Origin of the sequence: Streptomyces sp. NBC_00637 (genome assembly GCF_045161545.1) — a bacterium.
GTDB lineage: Bacteria > Actinomycetota > Actinomycetes > Streptomycetales > Streptomycetaceae > Streptomyces.
Window position 1 is genome coordinate 3720309 of sequence record NZ_CP109046.1, and the last position, 16632, is coordinate 3736940.

The following is a 16632-nucleotide window of genomic DNA, read 5'->3' on the forward strand; positions in this document are numbered from 1 at the left end:
GGTACCCCAGCTTTGTCGCGCAAAGCCGCACGGGACGGCTGGCGCACCCGTCTGCATGCTCCAACGGCGAAAGGCCCGCCGAGGTTCCCGATCTTCGTACGGGGCTTGGGCCCTTCGGGTCTCAGCCGCCGTAGACGTGGGGCGCGAGCGTACCGACGAACGGGAGATTGCGGTACTTCTCGGCGTAATCGAGGCCATACCCGACGACGAACTCGTTGGGAATGTCGAACCCGACCCACTCGACGTCGATGGCGACCTTGGCGGCCTCGGGCTTGCGCAGCAGCGTGCACACCTTGAGGGTGGCGGGCTCGCGCGAGCCGAGGTTGGAGATCAGCCAGGACAGCGTCAGACCGGAGTCGATGATGTCCTCGACGATCAGCACATGACGGCCCTTGATGTCGGTGTCCAGGTCCTTGAGGATCCGCACGACACCGGAGGACTGGGTGCCCGCGCCGTAGGACGACACGGCCATCCAGTCCATGGTGACGGGGGTGGACAGGGATCGGGCGAGGTCGGCCATGACCATCACGGCGCCCTTGAGGACACCGACGATGAGCAGGTCCTTGCCCGCGTACTCCGCATCGATCTTCGCGGCCAGCTCGACCAGCTTCGCGTCGATCTCTTCCTTGGTGATGAGCACCTCTTTGAGGTCGGTGCCCATGTCTTTCGCGTCCACCCGCATCACTTTCGGTTGTCCCAGCGGCCACCGGAACCGCCCACGACCACGTAAGCGGTCCTGCCGGAGGGCCCCGGATTCAGCCTTGCCGAATCACCAGTCTGCCACCCTGGCGCTGGGCGACGACTTTGCCGGGGAGATTGATGACCCCCTGGCCGCGCCAACCGGTGATCAGCCGGTCGATCTCCTCGATGTGCCGGGCGAAGAGGGAACCGGCCGGAGCGCCCGCCTCGATGGCGGCACGGCGCAGGATCCGACGGCGCACGGCAGGCGGCAGGGCGTAGAGCTTGGCGCACTCCAGAAGACCGGCGGCGTCCCGCACGGAGGACTCGGCCTGGCCCGCCCAGGCGTCGAGGGCGTCGGCGTCGTCACGGGAGAGCTGGGCCGTACGGGCGAGTGCCTCGACGACTCCTTTGCCGAGCGCCTTCTCCAGGGCGGGCAGCCCCTCGTGGCGCAGCCGGGAGCGGGTGTAGGCCGGGTCGGCGTTGTGCGGGTCGTCCCAGACGGGCAGGGACTGGACCATGCAGGCCTTGCGGGCGGTCTGCCGGTCGAGCTGGAGGAAGGGGCGGCGATAGCGGCGGGCGGCCCCCGGACCACCGGAGACGGCGGCCATCCCCGACAGGGAGCGGATGCCGGAACCGCGGGCGAGGCCGAGCAGGACGGTTTCGGCCTGGTCGTCGCGCGTGTGGCCGAGCAGGATCGCGGCGGCGCCGTGGCGGACGGCGGAGGCGTCGAGGGCGGCGTAGCGCGCGTCGCGGGCGGCGGCCTCGGGGCCGCCTTCGCGGCCGACGGTCACGGCCGTGGCCTCCACGGGATCGAGGCCGAGTTCGCGCAGGCGCAGAACGACCTCCTCGGCGCGTAGCTCGGAGCCGGGCTGGAGGCCGTGGTCGACGGTGACACCGCCGGCGCGGATGCCGAGCCGGGGCGCCTCGAAGGCGAGGGCGGAGGCGAGCGCCATGGAGTCGGCGCCGCCCGAGCACGCCACGAGCACGAGCGGCGGTGCCGGTCGCTCGTGGGAGCCCGTCTCGGGGGTGGGCTGGTCGTTGAGGATGTCGTGGAGAACGCGGCGGACCGCCAGGCGTATCGCCGCGACCGCAGGATGGGGACCCACTGTCCGGTTCCCTTCATGAAGTTTTCGGGGGTGAACCCGAGGTTCGGTCACGCAGAGTGTGTAGATGGTGACAGAACCGGGGCGTTCCCCGAGCATTGCACGCCTACGGAGGGCTCACGGTCCCTCGGACGGGTGATTGAAGAGGCGTTCGCCTGCCGTCGGCCGGATTCGGTTCTCCGCCGTTCCGGCGGGTTTCACGACTCCGCCTTGCGGTGCACTCGCGTGACCCATTCCGCCGGCTTGGCGATCTCGGCCTTGGTCGGAAGTGTGTTCGGGGAGGTCCAGACGCGGTTGAAGCCGTCCATGCCGACCTGGTCGACGACGGCTCGCACGAAGCGCTCACCGTCGCGGTACTGCTTGAGCTTGGCGTCCAGGCCCAGCAACTTGCGCAGGGCGATGTCCAGTCGGGAGGCGCCCTTGGCGCGGCGCTGCTGGAACTTCTCCCGGATCTCGGCGACGGACGCCACGACTTCCGGGCCCACTCCGTCCATGACGAAGTCGGCGTGTCCCTCCAGGAGCGACATCACGGCGGTGAGGCGGGCGAGGATCTCGCGCTGGGCGGGCGTCTGCACGAGTTCGACGAGGGAACGGCCGCCGTCGTCCTCCTCGCCCTCGGGCCGGCCGCCGGAGAGGGACTGGGCCGCCTCCCTGACCCGCTCCAGGAACGTCATGGGGTCGACGTCGGTCTCGCCCAGGAACGACTGGATCTCGCCCTCCAGGTGGTCCCGCAGCCAGGGGACGGCCGAGAACTGGGTGCGGTGCGTCTCCTCGTGGAGGCACACCCACAGCCGGAAGTCGTGGGGATCCACGTCGAGTTCGCGTTCCACGTGGACGATGTTCGGCGCGACGAGCAGCAGACGGCCGCCGCCGTTGGCCCCGGCGGGGAGCTCGCGGGTGGAGGGGGCGAAGGTCTCGTACTGGCCGAGGACGCGGGAGGACAGGAAGGACAGCAGCATGCCGAGTTCGACGCCGGTGACCTTGCCGCCGACGGCCCCCATGACCGCGCCGCCCGGGCTGTTGCCGCGCCGTTCCTGCATCTTGTCGAGGAGGGGTTTGAGGATTTCGCGGAATCCCGCCACGTTCGCCGCCACCCAGCCCGGGCGGTCGACGACGAGGACCGGGGTGTCGTGGATGTCCTCGGTCGCCATACGGGTGAAGCCCCGGACGTGTGCCTCCGAGGCCTTGGCGTGCCGGCGCAGTTCCGCGACGACGGCACGCGCCTCGTCACGGCTGACCTCGGGTCCCGGCCGTACGAGCCGGGTCGCGGTCGCCACCGCGAGATTCCAGTCGACCATCCCCGAAGAAGCAGCGCCACCGATGCTCGTCATGCGTCAACCGTACGTGAGCGCCGCCGTTGCGGGCAGGCCGCGGAAGAGCGGTCAGGGAGATGTCAGGGTCGGAGGCGGGGGCGGCTCGGGGGTGCCGGGGGCCGCGCCCCTCAGTGACAGCCGCACCCCGCCAGCGCCGTGGCCGCCCGGTCCAGCGCCGCCTGTGCCGCCGCCGGGTCGGTCGTGCCGGCGGCCAGGAGAGCGAACGCCAGCAAACGGCCGTCCTGGTCGACGACCGTGCCGGCGAGGGTGTTCACGCCGGTGAGGGTGCCGGTCTTGGCGCGGACCACGCCGGCCGCGCCGTCGGCGTAACGGCTGGTGAGGGTGCCGGTGAAGCCGGCGACGGGGAGGCCGGTGAGGACGGGGCGCAGGCCGGGGCGGGTGGCGTCGCCGGCCTTGACCAGGAGGGCGGTCAGGAGGTTCGCCGTGAGCCGGTCCTCGCGGTCGAGACCGCTGCCGTCCTTGATCCGCACCCCGGTCAACGGAAGTCCGAGCTTCCTCAGTTGTGCCTGGACGGCCTTGCCGGCGCCGGCGAAGTCGGCGCGGACACCGGTCGCGACGGCGGTCTGGCGGGCGAGCGCCTCGGCGATGTCGTTGTCGCTGTTGGTCAGCATCCGTTCGACCAGTACGGACAGCGGGGGCGAGGAGACCGTGGCGAGGGTCTGCGCGCGCGTGGTGGCCTTGGAGGGCCCGGGGGCGGAGACCTTGATGCCGGCGGCCTTCAGGAACTCGGCGAACTTGCCGGTCGCGTCGGCAGCCGGGTCGCCCACCCGGGTCGTCGGGCCACTGGTGGAGTCGTCGGTACGGCCCTCGTCGGCGGACAGGGCGGTGACCGGGGCGAGGTTGGGGTTGACCCCGATGGGGTGAACCTGCGTTCCGGCGAAGAGCGTCGTGTCGTACGAGAGCGTCACCCGGGTGAGGCCGCGCTTTTTCAGGGCGGCCGCCGTGGATCCGGCGAGGGTGCGCAGGTCGGCCCAGCCGTCGGCGTCCGCGCGGGCCGTGAGGGTGGGGTCGCCGCCGCCGACGAGGACGACTTCCTTGGTGTCGGGTTCCAGCGCGGCGCGGGTGGTCAGGCGGTGCTCGCCGCCCATGGCGGAGAGCGCGGCGACGGCGGTGGCGATCTTCGTGGTGGACGCCGGGGTCAGCGCCTCGTCGGCTCCGGAGCCGTACAGCCGCTTGCCGGTGGCCACGTCGACGACCACGGCCGTCCGCCGGGCGCCGAGGGCCGGATCGCCCAGGAGGGGGTCCAGGACGCCCGCGAGGCCCGTGCCGGTCGGAAGGGCGTCCGGGGCCGACTTGACGGCGTTGGCGGTGCCACCGAGGCCCGTGAGGACGGAGGCGGCGCTCGGCGCGGGCCGCGGCGCTCCGGCCGCCGTGTCGGAGGTATCGGACGAATCGTCCGTGCGGCCGTGATCTGTGCCACCCACCCGTTCCAGGGCGGTGGCCCGGTCCCGCTCCGCCGTACGCTGACCGGTGGAGTCCCAGGGGCCGGCGGCGGTCACCACACCGGCGGCCAGCGCCAGCCCGGCGGTCGCCGCACCCGCGGTGTACTGCCACGACCTGGCGTTCGGACCGGCCTTCGTGATCCGCTCGAGCTGCGGCCTCGCCGCCTGTGTGAGCCGTGCCATCTGCGGCTTCGCGGCCGCCGTCACCCGTGCGAGACGAGGTCGTACGATCCCTGCGGCCCGTGCCAGACGCGGTCGTACGGCGTCCGTGACCCGCACCACGTGCGGTCTCGCGGCCCGCCAAGGCCTCAGCTCTGGCACGAACACCAGCCCCTTTCGCGATCACACACCAGCGTGAGGGACACTTAACCACCAGAACTATGTGCTGATCATGGAGGAGCCACCGGTGGAGTTCGACGTCACGATCGAGATCCCGAAGGGTTCGCGGAACAAGTACGAGGTGGACCACGAGACCGGTCGGATCCGCTTGGACCGTCGACTCTTCACCTCGACCGCCTACCCGACCGACTACGGATTCGTCGAGAACACCCTCGGCGAGGACGGTGACCCGCTGGACGCGCTGGTCATCCTGGACGAGCCGACGTTCCCGGGCTGTCTGATCCGCTGCCGCGCGATCGGCATGTTCCGGATGACCGACGAGGCCGGCGGCGACGACAAGCTGCTGTGCGTCCCGTCGACGGACCCGCGCGTGGAGCACCTGCGGGACATCCACCACGTGTCGGAGTTCGACCGCCTGGAGATCCAGCACTTCTTCGAGGTCTACAAGGACCTGGAGCCCGGCAAGTCCGTCGAGGGCGCCGACTGGGTGGGTCGTACCGAGGCCGAGGCCGAGATCGAGCGGTCCTACAAGCGATTCAAGGACGAGGGCGGCCACTGAGGCCTTTGTCGCCTGATGCCACCGGGAGGGCCGCACGCGGGCGCGTGCGGCCCTCCCGTGCGTCTGTGCGCATACTGAGGCATACGGAAGGTGTCGTTCAGGGAGCGTTGCTGAGTGTCGGAGGCGGAGGACCGCAAACCGCAGTCGGACGAGGCGAGGAGTGGCTTCGACCCCGAGATCACGTCCGAGTTCGCGATCCCGGCGGGGCTGGCCGTGCACAGAACCGGCGGTGAGCCGGAGACCACGTCGGAGTTCGCCGTCCCGAGCGGGCTGGACGTGGGCCAGTCCGGCGCCGGGGAGGGCGAGGGATCGGCTTTCAGCCTGCCGAGCACGTACAGCGCCCGGCAGGCCCCGTCGGCCTTCACACCGGCCGACGGCGTGCCGGTGGTGAGTCTGATCAAGGACCTGCCGTGGCAGGACCGGATGCGCACGATGCTGCGGATGCCGGTGGCCGACCGGCCCGCGCCGGAGCCGGGGCCGAAGGCGGAGGAGGGCGGCCCCGCCGTCCCGCGCGTCCTCGACCTGACGCTGCGTATCGGCGAGTTGCTGCTCGCGGGCGGGGAGGGCGCCGAGGACGTGGAGGCCGCGATGTTCGCGGTGTGCCGCTCCTACGGGCTCGACCGCTGCGAACCGAACGTCACCTTCACGCTGCTGTCGATCTCGTACCAGCCGTCCCTGGTCGAGGATCCGGTGACGGCGTCCCGGACGGTCCGCCGCCGGGGCACCGACTACACGCGCCTGGCCGCCGTCTTCCGGCTCGTGGACGACCTGAGCGATCCGGAGAGCCATCTCTCCCTGGAAGATGCCTACCGGCGGCTCGCCGAGATGCGCCGCAACCGGCATCCGTATCCGACCTGGGTGCTGACCTCGGCGAGCGGGCTGCTCGCGGGCGCGGCCTCGGTGCTGGTCGGCGGTGACCTCGTCGTGTTCGTCGCGGCGGCGCTCGGCGCGATGCTCGGCGACCGGCTGGCGTGGCTCTGCGCGGGGCGCGGGCTGCCGGAGTTCTACCAGTTCCTGGTCGCCGCGATGCCCCCGGCCGCGATAGGCATCGCGCTGACGCTGGCGGACGTCGACGTGAAGGCGTCCGCGGTCATCACCGGTGGGCTGTTCGCGCTGCTGCCCGGACGGGCGCTGGTGGCGGGCGTCCAGGACGGTCTGACCGGCTTCTACATCACCGCGGCCGCGCGTCTGCTGGAGGTCATGTACTTCTTCGTGGGCATCGTGGCGGGTGTGCTGGTGATGCTCTACGTCGGTGTGCAGCTCGGCGCGCATCTCAATCCCGACGCGGCGCTGGGCGTCACCAAGCGGCCGCTGTGGCAGATCGGCGCGTCGATGCTGTTGTCGTTGACGTTCGCGGTGCTGCTCCAGCAGGAACGATCCACCGTCCTGGCCGTCACCCTGAACGGCGGGGTGGCGTGGTCGGTGTACGGCGCGATGCACTACGCCGGGGAAATCTCGCCGGTCGCCTCGACGGCCGTCGCGGCGGGCGTGGTGGGGCTGTTCGGGCAGCTGCTCTCGCGCTACCGGTTCGCCTCCGCCCTGCCGTACACGACGGCCGCGATCGGGCCCCTGCTGCCGGGATCGGCGACCTACTTCGGGCTGCTGGCCATCGCGCAGAACGAGGTGGACGCGGGACTGGTGTCGATCACCAAGGCCGCCGCGCTGGCGATGGCCATCGCGATCGGCGTGAACCTCGGGTCCGAGGTCTCACGGCTGTTCCTGCGGATCGGCTCCGCCGAGAAGCGCCGGGCCGCCAAGCGGACCCGGGGCTTCTGACGCGGGGGCCTGGGAGCTGCTAGTAACCCTGATTGTCGTAGGGGTACTGGTCGTTCTGCTGAGCGCCGTACGGCTGCTGCTGCGGCTGCTGCTGCGGCTGCGGCTGCTGCCAGTCCTGGGGGTACTGCTGCTGCTGCGGGTACGGCTGCTGCTGGGGGTACGGCTGCTGACCGTAGTAGTCGTGCTGTTCACCCTGGCCCTGGCCTTCGCCCTGACCCTGGTTCAGGCCCTGGGGCTGGCCCTGCCGACCGTGACCCTGCTGGCCCTGGCCCTGGTGCCGGCCCTGCCGGCCCTGGCCGTACGGGTACTGCTGGTCGTGCTGGTCGATCCGGCGGAGCTGGGTCGTCGCGTCGTCCATGACCGGGGGCTGCTGGTGGTGCTGGTGCTGCTGCCCGGGGGCCTGCGACGGGGTCTGCTGCGGGTTCTTCCTGGCCTTCGAGCGAGCCCGCAGGAACTCGATGGCGATCGGGACCACCGAGACGAGGACGATCAGGATGAGGATCGCTTCGATGTTCTTCTTGACGAAGTCGATGTTGCCCAGCCAGGAGCCGAGCAGGGTGACACCCGCGCCCCACAGGACGCCGCCGATGACGTTGAAGACCAGGAAGGAGCGGTACCGCATGCCGCTGACGCCGGCGATGATCGGCGTGAAGGTGCGCACGATCGGCACGAAGCGGGCCAGGACCAGGGACTTCGGGCCGTACTTCTCGAAGAACTCGTGCGCCTTGGTGACGTTCTCCTGCTTGAAGAGCCGGGAGTCCGGTCGGTTGAAGAGCGACGGCCCGACCTTGTTGCCGAACATGTACCCCGCCTGGTCGCCCAGGATCGCGGCGGCGCAGATCAGCGCGACCGCGCCCCACAGCGGGAAGTCCAGCTGGTTCGACGTGATCAGCAGACCGGCGGTGAACAGCAGGGAGTCGCCGGGCAGGAAGAACCCGATCAGCAGGCCGGACTCCGCGAAGACGATGAGCAACAGGCCCCAGAGACCGAAGTTGTCGAGCAGGTAATTGGGGTCCAGCCAGCTCGGTCCGAGGGCGATCGTCGTCACGGTTCCGGGCTCCTGATGGGTGGGGGAAGGTACGGCGTCCATGGTGCGGCCGCACAAAGCTATCAACGCAATGTGTCCGCCCCAGGTTCCAAGGACGCCTCCGGGATGCGCTGTGGGCCCGCTGGGCCGAAGCTGTGAGCCATGGGCATCGAAGAGTACGGCGGCGGGCAGGGCCCCGAGCCGGACGTCATGGTCGTCACCACGAACGACGTCCCCGGGTTCCGTGTGGAGCGGGTCATCGGCGAGGTCTTCGGGCTGACCGTGCGCTCACGGCACCTGGGCAGCCAGATCGGCGCGGGGCTCAAGTCGATGATCGGCGGTGAGCTCAAGGGCTTGACGAAGACCCTCGTCGAGACGCGCAACCAGGCCATGGAACGCCTCGTCGATCAGGCACGCGCGCGTGGAGCCAACGGCGTGCTGATGTTCCGCTTCGACGTGTCGGAGGCGGCGGAGGTGGGCACCGAGGTGTGCGCGTACGGGACCGCGGTGGTCCTCGTCCGGGAGTAGTAGCCCCTCCGCCGTCCTCCCCCGACCTACGCCGTCCCCCGGGCCGCGTTCGCCGTGATCGCCTCCCTGAGGTGCTCGGCGAGGCCCGGGCGCATCGCGTCGTAGAACGCCTTGAAGCGCTCGTCCGAGACGTACATCTCCCCCAGACCGCGGTGCATGTCGTACGAACAGTCGTAGAACCACCGGCCGATGTGCTGCCGGTGTTCCTCGGCCATGTCCATCGCCGCCTCCCCGGTGGGCGGCTCGCCGGCGGCCATGAGGCCGTCGTAGCGCGCGCCCCAGTCGGCGACCTCGTCCCGCATGCGCTTCCAGTCGTCCTTGGTGTAGCGGGCGGCGCGGCGCTGTGACTCCGCGTACGTCTCGGTGCCGCCCCAGCGCTGTTCCGCCTCTTCGGCGTACTGCTCCGGGTCCTTGTCGCCGAAGACCTCGAAGCGTTCCTCGGGCGTGAGGTTGATGCCCATCTCGCGTGCCTCCATCGCGTGTTCCACGGCCGCGGCCATCTTCTGCAGGCGTTCGATCCGGGCGGTCAGCAGTTCGTGCTGCCGGCGCAGGTGCGCGCGCGGGTCGGCCGCCGGATCGTCGAGCAGGGCCGCGACGTCCTCGAGCGGGAAGCCGAGCTCGCGGTAGAACAGGATCTGCTGGAGCCGGTCGAGGTCGGCGTCGTCGTAGCGCCGGTGGCCCGCGTGGCTGCGCCCGCCGGGGACGAGCAGGCCGATGTCGTCGTAGTGGTGCAGCGTGCGCACCGTGACACCGGCGAATCCGGCGACCTGTCCTACGGAGTAGCTCACTTCGTCCGCTCCCTTCTCGGTACGGCTCCACGGTGCGTCCTCACGTCACGTGAGGTGCAAGGCCGATCCCCCCGTGCACGGTCGCGTCCGGATGTCATGTCCGTTTTGCCCGCTTATCGTGAGCCCGTGGCCCAGGACACCGCGCAGCAGCCGCCCCACGCTCCGGCGACCCCGGCACGCGCCCTGCTGCCGTCGATCCTGCCCGCCCTCGCCGTCGGCGTGCTGGCGAGCCTGCTGCTCCTGCTGGTGGAGGGGGTGTCCGAGCAGCTCGAACACGTGCTGTGGCGGGACCTGCCGGACGCCCTGGACGTGGGCCGCTACTCGGTGCTGTGGATGCTCGTCGTGCTGACCTCGACCGGGGTGCTGGTGGGGCTGGTGGTGTGGAAGGCGCCGGGGCACGCCGGTCCCGACCCGGCGACGATGGGGCTGGACGCGAGCGTGCTGCCGCCGGGGGTCCTTCCGGGGCTGCTGGTGGCGACCGCGCTGATGCTGGCGGGCGGGCCGAGCCTGGGACCGGAGAACCCGATCATCGCCGTGAACGTCGGGCTCGCCGTCTGGCTGGGCCGCCGGATCCGGCCACGGGCGCCGGGCGCGGCGTGGGTGGTGCTCGCGGAGGCGGCGACCATCGGCGCGCTGTTCGGCACGCCGGTGGCGGCGGCGCTGCTGATCTCCGAGGCGCTGGCGGGGCGGCACACCGAGGGGCCGCTGTGGGACAACGTCTTCGCGCCGCTGGTCGCCGCCTCGGCCGGTGCGATGACGACCACCCTGGTGGCCCATCCGACCTTCGACCTCGATCTGCCGGTGCTCGGGACGCCCGGGTGGGCCGATCTGCTGGCGGCTGTCGTGGTCGCCGTGGTGGGCGCGCTGCTCGCCATGTGCGCCGTCTACGCCTTCCCCTACGTCCACGGCGCGTTCGGGCGGCTGCGGCACCCGATGCTGACGCTGCCGGCCGGCGGCCTCGTCCTGGGCCTGCTGGGGGCCCTGGGCGGGCATCTGACGCTCTTCAAGGGGCTGGACGAGGTCGGGGAGCTCGCGGCCGATCCCGACGGCTGGTCGGCCGGGCAGTTCGCCACGATGACGGTGGTGAAGCTGAGCGCGCTGCTCGTCGCCGCGTCCTGCGGTTTCCGGGGCGGGCGGATCTTCCCCGCCGTGTTCGTGGGCTCCGCCCTCGGTCTCACCGCGCACGCGCTCGTGCCGGGCGTCCATCCGTCGGTGGGCGTGGCGGCCGGGGTGCTGGGCGTACTCCTCGCCATCACCCGGCAGGGCTGGGTGAGTCTCTTCGTCGCCGCCGTCCTCGTCGCGTCGGCCTCGATCATCGCGCTGCTCTGCGTCGCCTCGCTGCCGGCCTGGCTGCTGGTGACGGGGCGGCCGCAGATGCAGTTGAACGCGGACGGAACTGCGGTCCGCTGACACCCGTTCGATCCTTCAGGAGGCACTCCATGCCGCTGCACAAAGGTCCCGAGAACCCCGACGGGCGTCCCCTGTCCGTGAACCCCTTCTACGGTGAGGCGAATCCGGTCGGCGGCATGATCGAGGCGCCGCCCAAGCACCGGCTGCCGGACGGCCCGACGCCACCGTCGGCGGCGTACCAGCTGGTGCACGACGAGCTGATGCTGGACGGCAACTCCCGGCTCAACCTGGCCACCTTCGTCACCACCTGGATGGAGCCGCAGGCCGGCGTCCTGATGGCGGAGTGCCGGGACAAGAACATGATCGACAAGGACGAGTACCCGCGCACCGCCGAGCTGGAGCGGCGCTGCGTGGCGATGCTCGCCGACCTGTGGAACGCGCCGGACCCGTCGCAGGCCGTGGGCTGTTCGACGACCGGGTCGAGCGAGGCGTGCATGCTCGCCGGGATGGCGCTGAAAAGGCGTTGGGCGCAGCGGGCCGGCGACCGCTATCCGGGGGCCCGGCCGAACCTGGTGATGGGGGTCAACGTCCAGGTCTGCTGGGACAAGTTCTGCAACTTCTGGGAGGTGGAGGCCCGGCTGGTCCCCATGGAGGGGGACCGCTTCCACCTCGACCCGCAGGCCGCGGCCGAGCTCTGCGACGAGAACACCATCGGGGTCGTCGGCATCCTCGGCTCCACCTTCGACGGGTCCTACGAGCCGATCGCCGACCTGTGCGCGGCCCTCGACGCCCTTCAGGAGCGGACCGGCCTCGACATCCCGGTGCACGTCGACGGCGCGTCCGGCGCCATGATCGCGCCCTTCCTCGACGAGGACCTGGTGTGGGACTTCCGCCTCCCGCGCGTGACGTCCATCAACACCTCCGGGCACAAGTACGGGCTGGTGTACCCGGGCGTCGGCTGGGCGCTGTGGCGCGACAAGGAGGCCCTGCCGGAGGAGCTCGTCTTCCGGGTGAACTACCTGGGCGGCGACATGCCGACGTTCGCCCTCAACTTCTCCCGGCCGGGCGCCCAGGTCGTCGCGCAGTACTACACGCTGCTGCGACTGGGCCGCGCGGGCTACCGGGCGGTGCAGCAGACCACGCGGGACGTGGCCCGGAGCATCGCCGAACGGGTGGAGGCGCTCGGCGACTTCCGGCTCCTCACCCGGGGCGACGAGCTGCCGGTGTTCGCCTTCACGACCGCCCCGGGCGTGGACTCGTACGACGTCTTCGACGTCTCGCGGCGGCTGCGCGAGAGCGGCTGGCTGGTGCCCGCGTACACGTTCCCGCCGAACCGGGAGGACCTGTCCGTCCTGCGGGTCGTGTGCAGAAACGGCTTCTCGGAGGACCTCGCCGACCTGTTCGTGGAGGACCTGTCCCGGCTGCTGCCGGAACTTCGTCGGCAGCCGGGACCGCGGACGCGGGACAAGAGCGCGGCGACCGGGTTCCACCACTAGTCGCCCGGCTGTCGGTCGCCCGGCTGTTCGTCCGGCCCTCGGCTCGGCAGGCCCTCGGGTCGGCGGGTCGGCGGGTCAGTGGCTCATGCGGGCGAACTTCCGGACCGCCAGGGGGAAGAAGACCGCCAGCAGGGCCAGGGGCCAGGCGATCGCCGCCCACGTGTGGGCCGGGTCGGCGCCCAGGCCGCCGAACAGGTCGCGTACCGCGGTCGCCGTCCGGGACATCGGGTTCCACTCGACGGCCGTGCCCAGCCAGCCGGGCATGGAGGCGGGGGTGGCGAGGGCGTTGGAGAGGAAGCCGACCGGCCAGACCAGGATCTGCACGGCCTGCACCATCTCGGGTCGGCCGGCCACCAGCGCCAGGTGGATGCCGATCCACAGCATCGCGAAGCGGAAGAGGAGGAGCAGTCCCACCGCGGCCAGGAAGGCTCCCGGCCCGCCCTGGGGGCGCCAGCCGAGCGCCAGGCCGACGACGATCAGCACGGCCAGGCCCACGGCCGACTGGAGCATGTCGGCCGCCGAACGGCCCACCAGGACCGCGCCGTCGGCCATCGGCATGGCGCGGAACCGGTCGATGACGCCCTTGCCGAGGTCCTGGGTGACGGCGAGCATCGTGCCCTCCAGGCCGAAGGCCATGGTGAGCGCGAGCATGCCGGGCATCAGGTAGTCGAGGTAGTCGCCGCTCACCCCGCGACCGCCGCCGACCAGGTAGCCGAACATCAGCAGCAGCATCACGGGGAAGACCAGCCCGACGACGAGCCGGCCCGGCTGCCGTGCCCAGTGGGCGAGTTCGCGGCGGGTCATGGTCCAGGAATCGGCCAGCGCGTACGTGTTCACACGGTCTCCTTCGTACAATCCTCGTGACCGGTCAGGTGCAGGAACACCTCGTCCAGGGTGGGGCGGCGCAGCGCCACGTCCTCCGCCTCGACGCCGGCCTCCTCCAGGGCGCGGACGACGGCGGAGAGGGCGGCCATGCGGTCGGTGACCGGAGCGCTGAGCAGACGGCGGTCGGGGTCGACGGTGACGTCCTCCTTGGGCAGGGGCAGCAGTGCGACGGCCGCGCCCAGGTGGCCGGCGTCGCGCAGGACGACGTCGATGCGGTCGCCGCCCGTCAGCGCCTTCAGCTCGTCCGCCGTGCCGTCGGCGATCACCCGGCCCCGGTCGACGACGGAGATCCGGTCGGCGAGCTGGTCGGCCTCCTCGAGGTACTGGGTGGTGAGCACGACCGTCGTCCCGCCGCCGACCAGCGAGCGGACCGCGGACCACACCTCGGCGCGCCCGCGTGGGTCGAGGCCGGTGGTCGGCTCGTCCAGGAAGAGCACCTCCGGGTCGGTGCCGTGCCGGTTGCCGATGAGGGAGGCGGCCAGGTCCAGCCGGCGGCGCATGCCTCCGCTGTAGGCGCGGACCGGCTTGCGGCCGGTGGCGGTGAGGTCGAAGCGCTCCAGGAGCTCGTCGGCGCGCACGCGCGCGTGGCGGGCGCCGAGGTGGTGGAGGCGCCCGAACATCTCCAGGTTCTGACGGCCGCCCAGTTCCTCGTCGAGGGCGGCGTGCTGGCCGAGCAGGCCGATGCGCAGGCGGACCTCCCCGGCCCGGCGCACGACGTCGTGGCCGGCCACCTCGACGCGTCCGGAATCCGGCCGCAGCAGCGTGGACAGGATCCTGACCAGGGTCGTCTTGCCCGCGCCGTTCGGTCCGAGCACCCCGTGCACGGTGCCTCGGGCCACCGTGAGGTCGAGCCCGTCCAGTGCCTGTGTGTCGCCGTACCTCTTGCGTACGCCTTCGACGGTGATCGCCGTGCCGGTCATACGACTCCCCATCCCCTGTCCATCCCGTAGGCCCCTGTTAGTCAAACTTGACTACCGAGGCAAAGTATCTCCACGGACCTCACTCGTCAAACTTGATTAGCGGCGATCCCCGGGATGGCGCTCGTCCGTCGCGTACGGGTTCTCCTCGCCCTCCCCGAGGACGCCGACGAACGGCTCGCCCTCCCCCGCGAAGGTGTAGGCGCCGGACTCGATCCGCGCGATCAGGCCCCGCGTCCACCCGGCCTCGGCGTCTGCCGTGTGGATCCAGAGGTTCATGATCTCCCCGATGTGGCCCAGCTGCTCCGGCCCGTCCTCGGGGACGTAGTGCTCGGTGACGGCGGAGCGCCACTTCTCGATGCCGTGGACGCGCTCCCTGAGGAGCGCCACGGCCTCCGCGCGCGGGAGGTCGACGACGAAGCCGATGGCCGCCGACTTCACGTCCGTCTTCTGGTCGTAGGAGGTCAGCGCCTCGCGCAGCAGCCTGAAGTACTCCTCGGTACCGGCCTCGGTGATCTCGTACTCGGTGCGCGGCGGACCGCCCGCGGTGGAGGGGGCCGTCTCGTGCTCGCGCAGCAGCCCCTGCTTCGCCATCTGCTTCAGGGCGTGGTAGATCGAGCCCGGCTTGGCGTTGGACCACTCGTGGGCGCCCCAGTACTCCAGGTCGCCGCGCACCTGGTAGCCGTGGGCCCGCCCGTGCTGACGCACGGCGCCCAGCACGAGAAGACGGATCGCTGACATGGGCCCAGGTTATGGCGTGGCGGACAGGCGCCCGCCGGGTGCCCGGGCACATGTCCGCCGGTGACGCGGAAGGGACACCCCTCAGGGCGCCGGCCGGCTCAGAAGGGGAAGCCGCTGCGGCCGTGCTGGACCGAGATCCACTTCGTGGTGGTGAAGGCCTCCAGGGTCGTCTCGCCGTTGAGGCGGCCGACGCCGGAGTTCTTCTCGCCGCCGAAGGGGACGATCGGCTCGTCGTGGACGGTGGCGTCGTTGACGTGGAACATCCCGGTGACGATCTGCTTGGCGAAGGCGACGCCCCGCTCGATGTTCGCGGTGTGGACGGCGCCGCTGAGGCCGTACGGCGTGTCGTTGGCGATGCGGAGCGCCTCCTCCTCGCCGTCGAAGGTGTTGATGAAGACGACCGGGCCGAAGACCTCCTGCTGGAGCAGGGCGGAGCCGGCGGGGAGGTCGGCCAGCACGGACGGCTCGACGAGGTTGTCGGTGGTCGCGCCGTGCAGCAGGGCGGTCGCGCCCTCGGCGATCGCCTGCTCGACGGCGCCGGTCACGGCCTCCGCCTGCTGGGAGTTGATCACCGGACCGATGGCGGTCTGCGGGTCGCGCGGGTCGCCGGCCTTGAGGGTCTTCACCTTGGCGACGAACTTCTCGGTGAACTCGTCCGCGAGCGAACGGTCGACCAGGATGCGGTTGGCGGCCATGCAGACCTGGCCCTGGTGGACGAAGCGGCTGAAGACGGCCGCGTCCACCGCGTAGTCGACGTCGGCGTCGTCGAGGACGACGAAGGCGCTGTTGCCGCCGAGTTCGATGATGGACCGCTTGAAGTGCGAGGCGGCGACGGTGGCGACGTGACGGCCCACCTTGTCGGAACCGGTGAAGGAGATGACCCGCGGGATCGGGTGCTCCAGGAAGGCGTCACCGATCTCGGCGATGTCGGTCACGACGACGTTCAGCAGCCCCGGGGGCAGGCCGGCGTCCTCGAAGAGCTTGGCGATCACGGTGCCGCCGGCGATCGGGGTGTTCTGGTGCGGCTTGAGCACCACGCCGTTGCCGAGGGCCAGCGCGGGGGCGACCGACTTCAGCGACAGCAGGAAGGGCACGTTGAACGGGCTGATCACGCCCACGACGCCGACCGGCTCCCGGTAGACGCGGTTCTCCTTGCCGTCGATCGGCGAGGGCAGGATGCGGCCCTCGGGACGCAGCGCCAGGTGGATCGACTCGCGCAGGAACTCCTTGGCGAGGTGCAGCTCGAAGGCGGCCTTGCCGAAGGTGCCGCCGGCCTCGGCCACGAGGATCTCGCTGATCTCCGCCTCGCGCTCCTCGACCAGCCGCAGCACCTTCTCGAAGACCGAGCGGCGGGCGTAGGCGTTGGTCGCGGCCCACTGCTTCTGCACGCGGGCGGCCGCGCGGTAGGCGTCGTCGACCTCTTCGACGGTGGCTATGGTGATCGAGGCCAGCTTCTCGCCGTCGTAGGGATTGAAGTCGATGATGTCCCAGGACCCGGTCCCCGGACGCCACTTACCGTCGATGTACTGCTGGGCCAGGTCGGTGAAGTAGGACGACATGTGATCCCTCAATCCCCTGCTGCGATCGGCTGCGATCAATCGGTATCACGATCTGATCACACGTCATCGTACGGGTGTTTCAAGGGAGTTGGGGGCGTTACCAGAGG

At 71.0% G+C, this 16632-nt stretch carries 15 protein-coding genes; 5 read left to right on the forward strand and 10 right to left on the reverse strand.

The features are described from left to right. Nucleotides 1-121: 121 nt before the first annotated feature. The 4 genes from hpt to dacB all read right to left on the reverse strand — a co-directional run bounded on the left by hpt (nucleotide 122) and on the right by dacB (nucleotide 4743). Nucleotides 122-682, reverse strand: a complete 561-nt coding sequence (gene hpt, locus OG440_RS16150) for a hypoxanthine phosphoribosyltransferase (protein WP_057601282.1) — start codon at nucleotides 680-682, stop codon at nucleotides 122-124. 73 nt (nucleotides 683-755) lie between these two features. Further along, nucleotides 756-1787 (reverse strand): tRNA lysidine(34) synthetase TilS, encoded by a 1032-nt coding sequence (gene tilS, locus OG440_RS16155; protein WP_406007523.1) that lies wholly within the window; start codon nucleotides 1785-1787, stop codon nucleotides 756-758. A gap of 194 nt (nucleotides 1788-1981) precedes the next feature. Next, nucleotides 1982-3115 carry a zinc-dependent metalloprotease gene (locus OG440_RS16160; RefSeq protein ID WP_406007524.1) on the reverse strand — a complete coding sequence of 378 codons (1134 nt, stop codon included), beginning with the start codon at nucleotides 3113-3115 and terminating at the stop codon, nucleotides 1982-1984. Nucleotides 3116-3225: 110 nt separating this feature from the next. Continuing rightward, the gene (gene dacB / locus OG440_RS16165; RefSeq protein WP_406007525.1) at nucleotides 3226-4743 is read right to left on the reverse strand and encodes a D-alanyl-D-alanine carboxypeptidase/D-alanyl-D-alanine-endopeptidase; all 1518 of its coding nucleotides are present in this window, start codon (nucleotides 4741-4743) and stop codon (nucleotides 3226-3228) included. Nucleotides 4744-4966: 223 nt separating this feature from the next. On the opposite strand from dacB, the gene OG440_RS16170 reads away from it, so the two are divergent. Next, nucleotides 4967-5458: an inorganic diphosphatase gene (locus OG440_RS16170; RefSeq protein WP_398328463.1), complete on the forward strand. Its 492-nt coding sequence runs from the start codon at nucleotides 4967-4969 to the stop codon at nucleotides 5456-5458. Nucleotides 5459-5572: 114 nt separating this feature from the next. Next, nucleotides 5573-7234: a threonine/serine exporter ThrE family protein gene (locus OG440_RS16175; RefSeq protein WP_406007526.1), complete on the forward strand. Its 1662-nt coding sequence runs from the start codon at nucleotides 5573-5575 to the stop codon at nucleotides 7232-7234. A 19-nt stretch (nucleotides 7235-7253) separates the two neighbouring features. On the opposite strand, the gene OG440_RS16180 is transcribed toward OG440_RS16175, so the two are convergent. After that, nucleotides 7254-8282, reverse strand: a complete 1029-nt coding sequence (locus tag OG440_RS16180; protein ID WP_406007527.1) for a DedA family protein — start codon at nucleotides 8280-8282, stop codon at nucleotides 7254-7256. A 141-nt stretch (nucleotides 8283-8423) separates the two neighbouring features. Between OG440_RS16180 and OG440_RS16185 the strand changes: the two genes are divergently transcribed. Next, nucleotides 8424-8789, forward strand: a complete 366-nt coding sequence (locus OG440_RS16185) for a YbjQ family protein (protein WP_406007528.1) — start codon at nucleotides 8424-8426, stop codon at nucleotides 8787-8789. Between the two features lie 26 nt (nucleotides 8790-8815). On the opposite strand, the gene OG440_RS16190 is transcribed toward OG440_RS16185, so the two are convergent. Continuing rightward, nucleotides 8816-9577: a MerR family transcriptional regulator gene (locus OG440_RS16190; protein ID WP_406007529.1), complete on the reverse strand. Its 762-nt coding sequence runs from the start codon at nucleotides 9575-9577 to the stop codon at nucleotides 8816-8818. A 126-nt stretch (nucleotides 9578-9703) separates the two neighbouring features. Here OG440_RS16190 and OG440_RS16195 point away from each other — a divergent pair, with 126 nt between their 5' ends. Both OG440_RS16195 and OG440_RS16200 read left to right on the forward strand, forming a co-directional pair. After that, nucleotides 9704-10987, forward strand: coding sequence for an ion channel protein (locus OG440_RS16195; protein WP_406007530.1), 1284 nt, complete (start codon nucleotides 9704-9706; stop codon nucleotides 10985-10987). A 29-nt stretch (nucleotides 10988-11016) separates the two neighbouring features. Continuing rightward, the gene (locus tag OG440_RS16200) at nucleotides 11017-12423 is read left to right on the forward strand and encodes a glutamate decarboxylase (RefSeq protein ID WP_406007531.1); all 1407 of its coding nucleotides are present in this window, start codon (nucleotides 11017-11019) and stop codon (nucleotides 12421-12423) included. A gap of 75 nt (nucleotides 12424-12498) precedes the next feature. On the opposite strand, the gene OG440_RS16205 is transcribed toward OG440_RS16200, so the two are convergent. The 4 genes from OG440_RS16205 to OG440_RS16220 form a co-directional block, all read right to left on the reverse strand. After that, entirely contained in the window at nucleotides 12499-13260 is a 762-nt protein-coding gene (locus tag OG440_RS16205) for an ABC transporter permease (protein WP_406007532.1), read from the reverse strand. After that, a complete protein-coding gene (locus tag OG440_RS16210) occupies nucleotides 13257-14228 on the reverse strand; it encodes an ATP-binding cassette domain-containing protein (RefSeq protein ID WP_406007533.1) in 972 nt (323 codons plus the stop codon). The genes OG440_RS16205 and OG440_RS16210 overlap by 4 nt, the downstream gene beginning before the upstream one ends. A 96-nt stretch (nucleotides 14229-14324) precedes the next feature. After that, a complete protein-coding gene (locus OG440_RS16215) occupies nucleotides 14325-14966 on the reverse strand; it encodes a PadR family transcriptional regulator (RefSeq protein WP_406007534.1) in 642 nt (213 codons plus the stop codon). Nucleotides 14967-15064: 98 nt separating this feature from the next. Further along, nucleotides 15065-16525 carry an aldehyde dehydrogenase family protein gene (locus OG440_RS16220; RefSeq protein WP_406007535.1) on the reverse strand — a complete coding sequence of 487 codons (1461 nt, stop codon included), beginning with the start codon at nucleotides 16523-16525 and terminating at the stop codon, nucleotides 15065-15067. Nucleotides 16526-16632: the final 107 nt, after the last annotated feature.

Bases quoted from the DNA above. Each gene is read 5' to 3' on its own strand.
- hpt (WP_057601282.1), bottom strand. From the start codon at position 682: ATGCGGGTGGACGCGAAAGACATGGGCACCGACCTCAAAGAGGTGCTC.
- OG440_RS16160 (WP_406007524.1), bottom strand. From the start codon at position 3,115: ATGACGAGCATCGGTGGCGCTGCTTCTTCGGGGATGGTCGACTGGAAT.
- dacB (WP_406007525.1), bottom strand. From the start codon at position 4,743: ATGGCACGGCTCACACAGGCGGCGAGGCCGCAGCTCGAGCGGATCACG.
- OG440_RS16185 (WP_406007528.1), top strand. From the start codon at position 8,424: ATGGGCATCGAAGAGTACGGCGGCGGGCAGGGCCCCGAGCCGGACGTC.
- OG440_RS16200 (WP_406007531.1), top strand. From the start codon at position 11,017: ATGCCGCTGCACAAAGGTCCCGAGAACCCCGACGGGCGTCCCCTGTCC.
- OG440_RS16210 (WP_406007533.1), bottom strand. From the start codon at position 14,228: ATGACCGGCACGGCGATCACCGTCGAAGGCGTACGCAAGAGGTACGGC.
- OG440_RS16215 (WP_406007534.1), bottom strand. From the start codon at position 14,966: ATGTCAGCGATCCGTCTTCTCGTGCTGGGCGCCGTGCGTCAGCACGGG.
- OG440_RS16220 (WP_406007535.1), bottom strand. From the start codon at position 16,525: ATGTCGTCCTACTTCACCGACCTGGCCCAGCAGTACATCGACGGTAAG.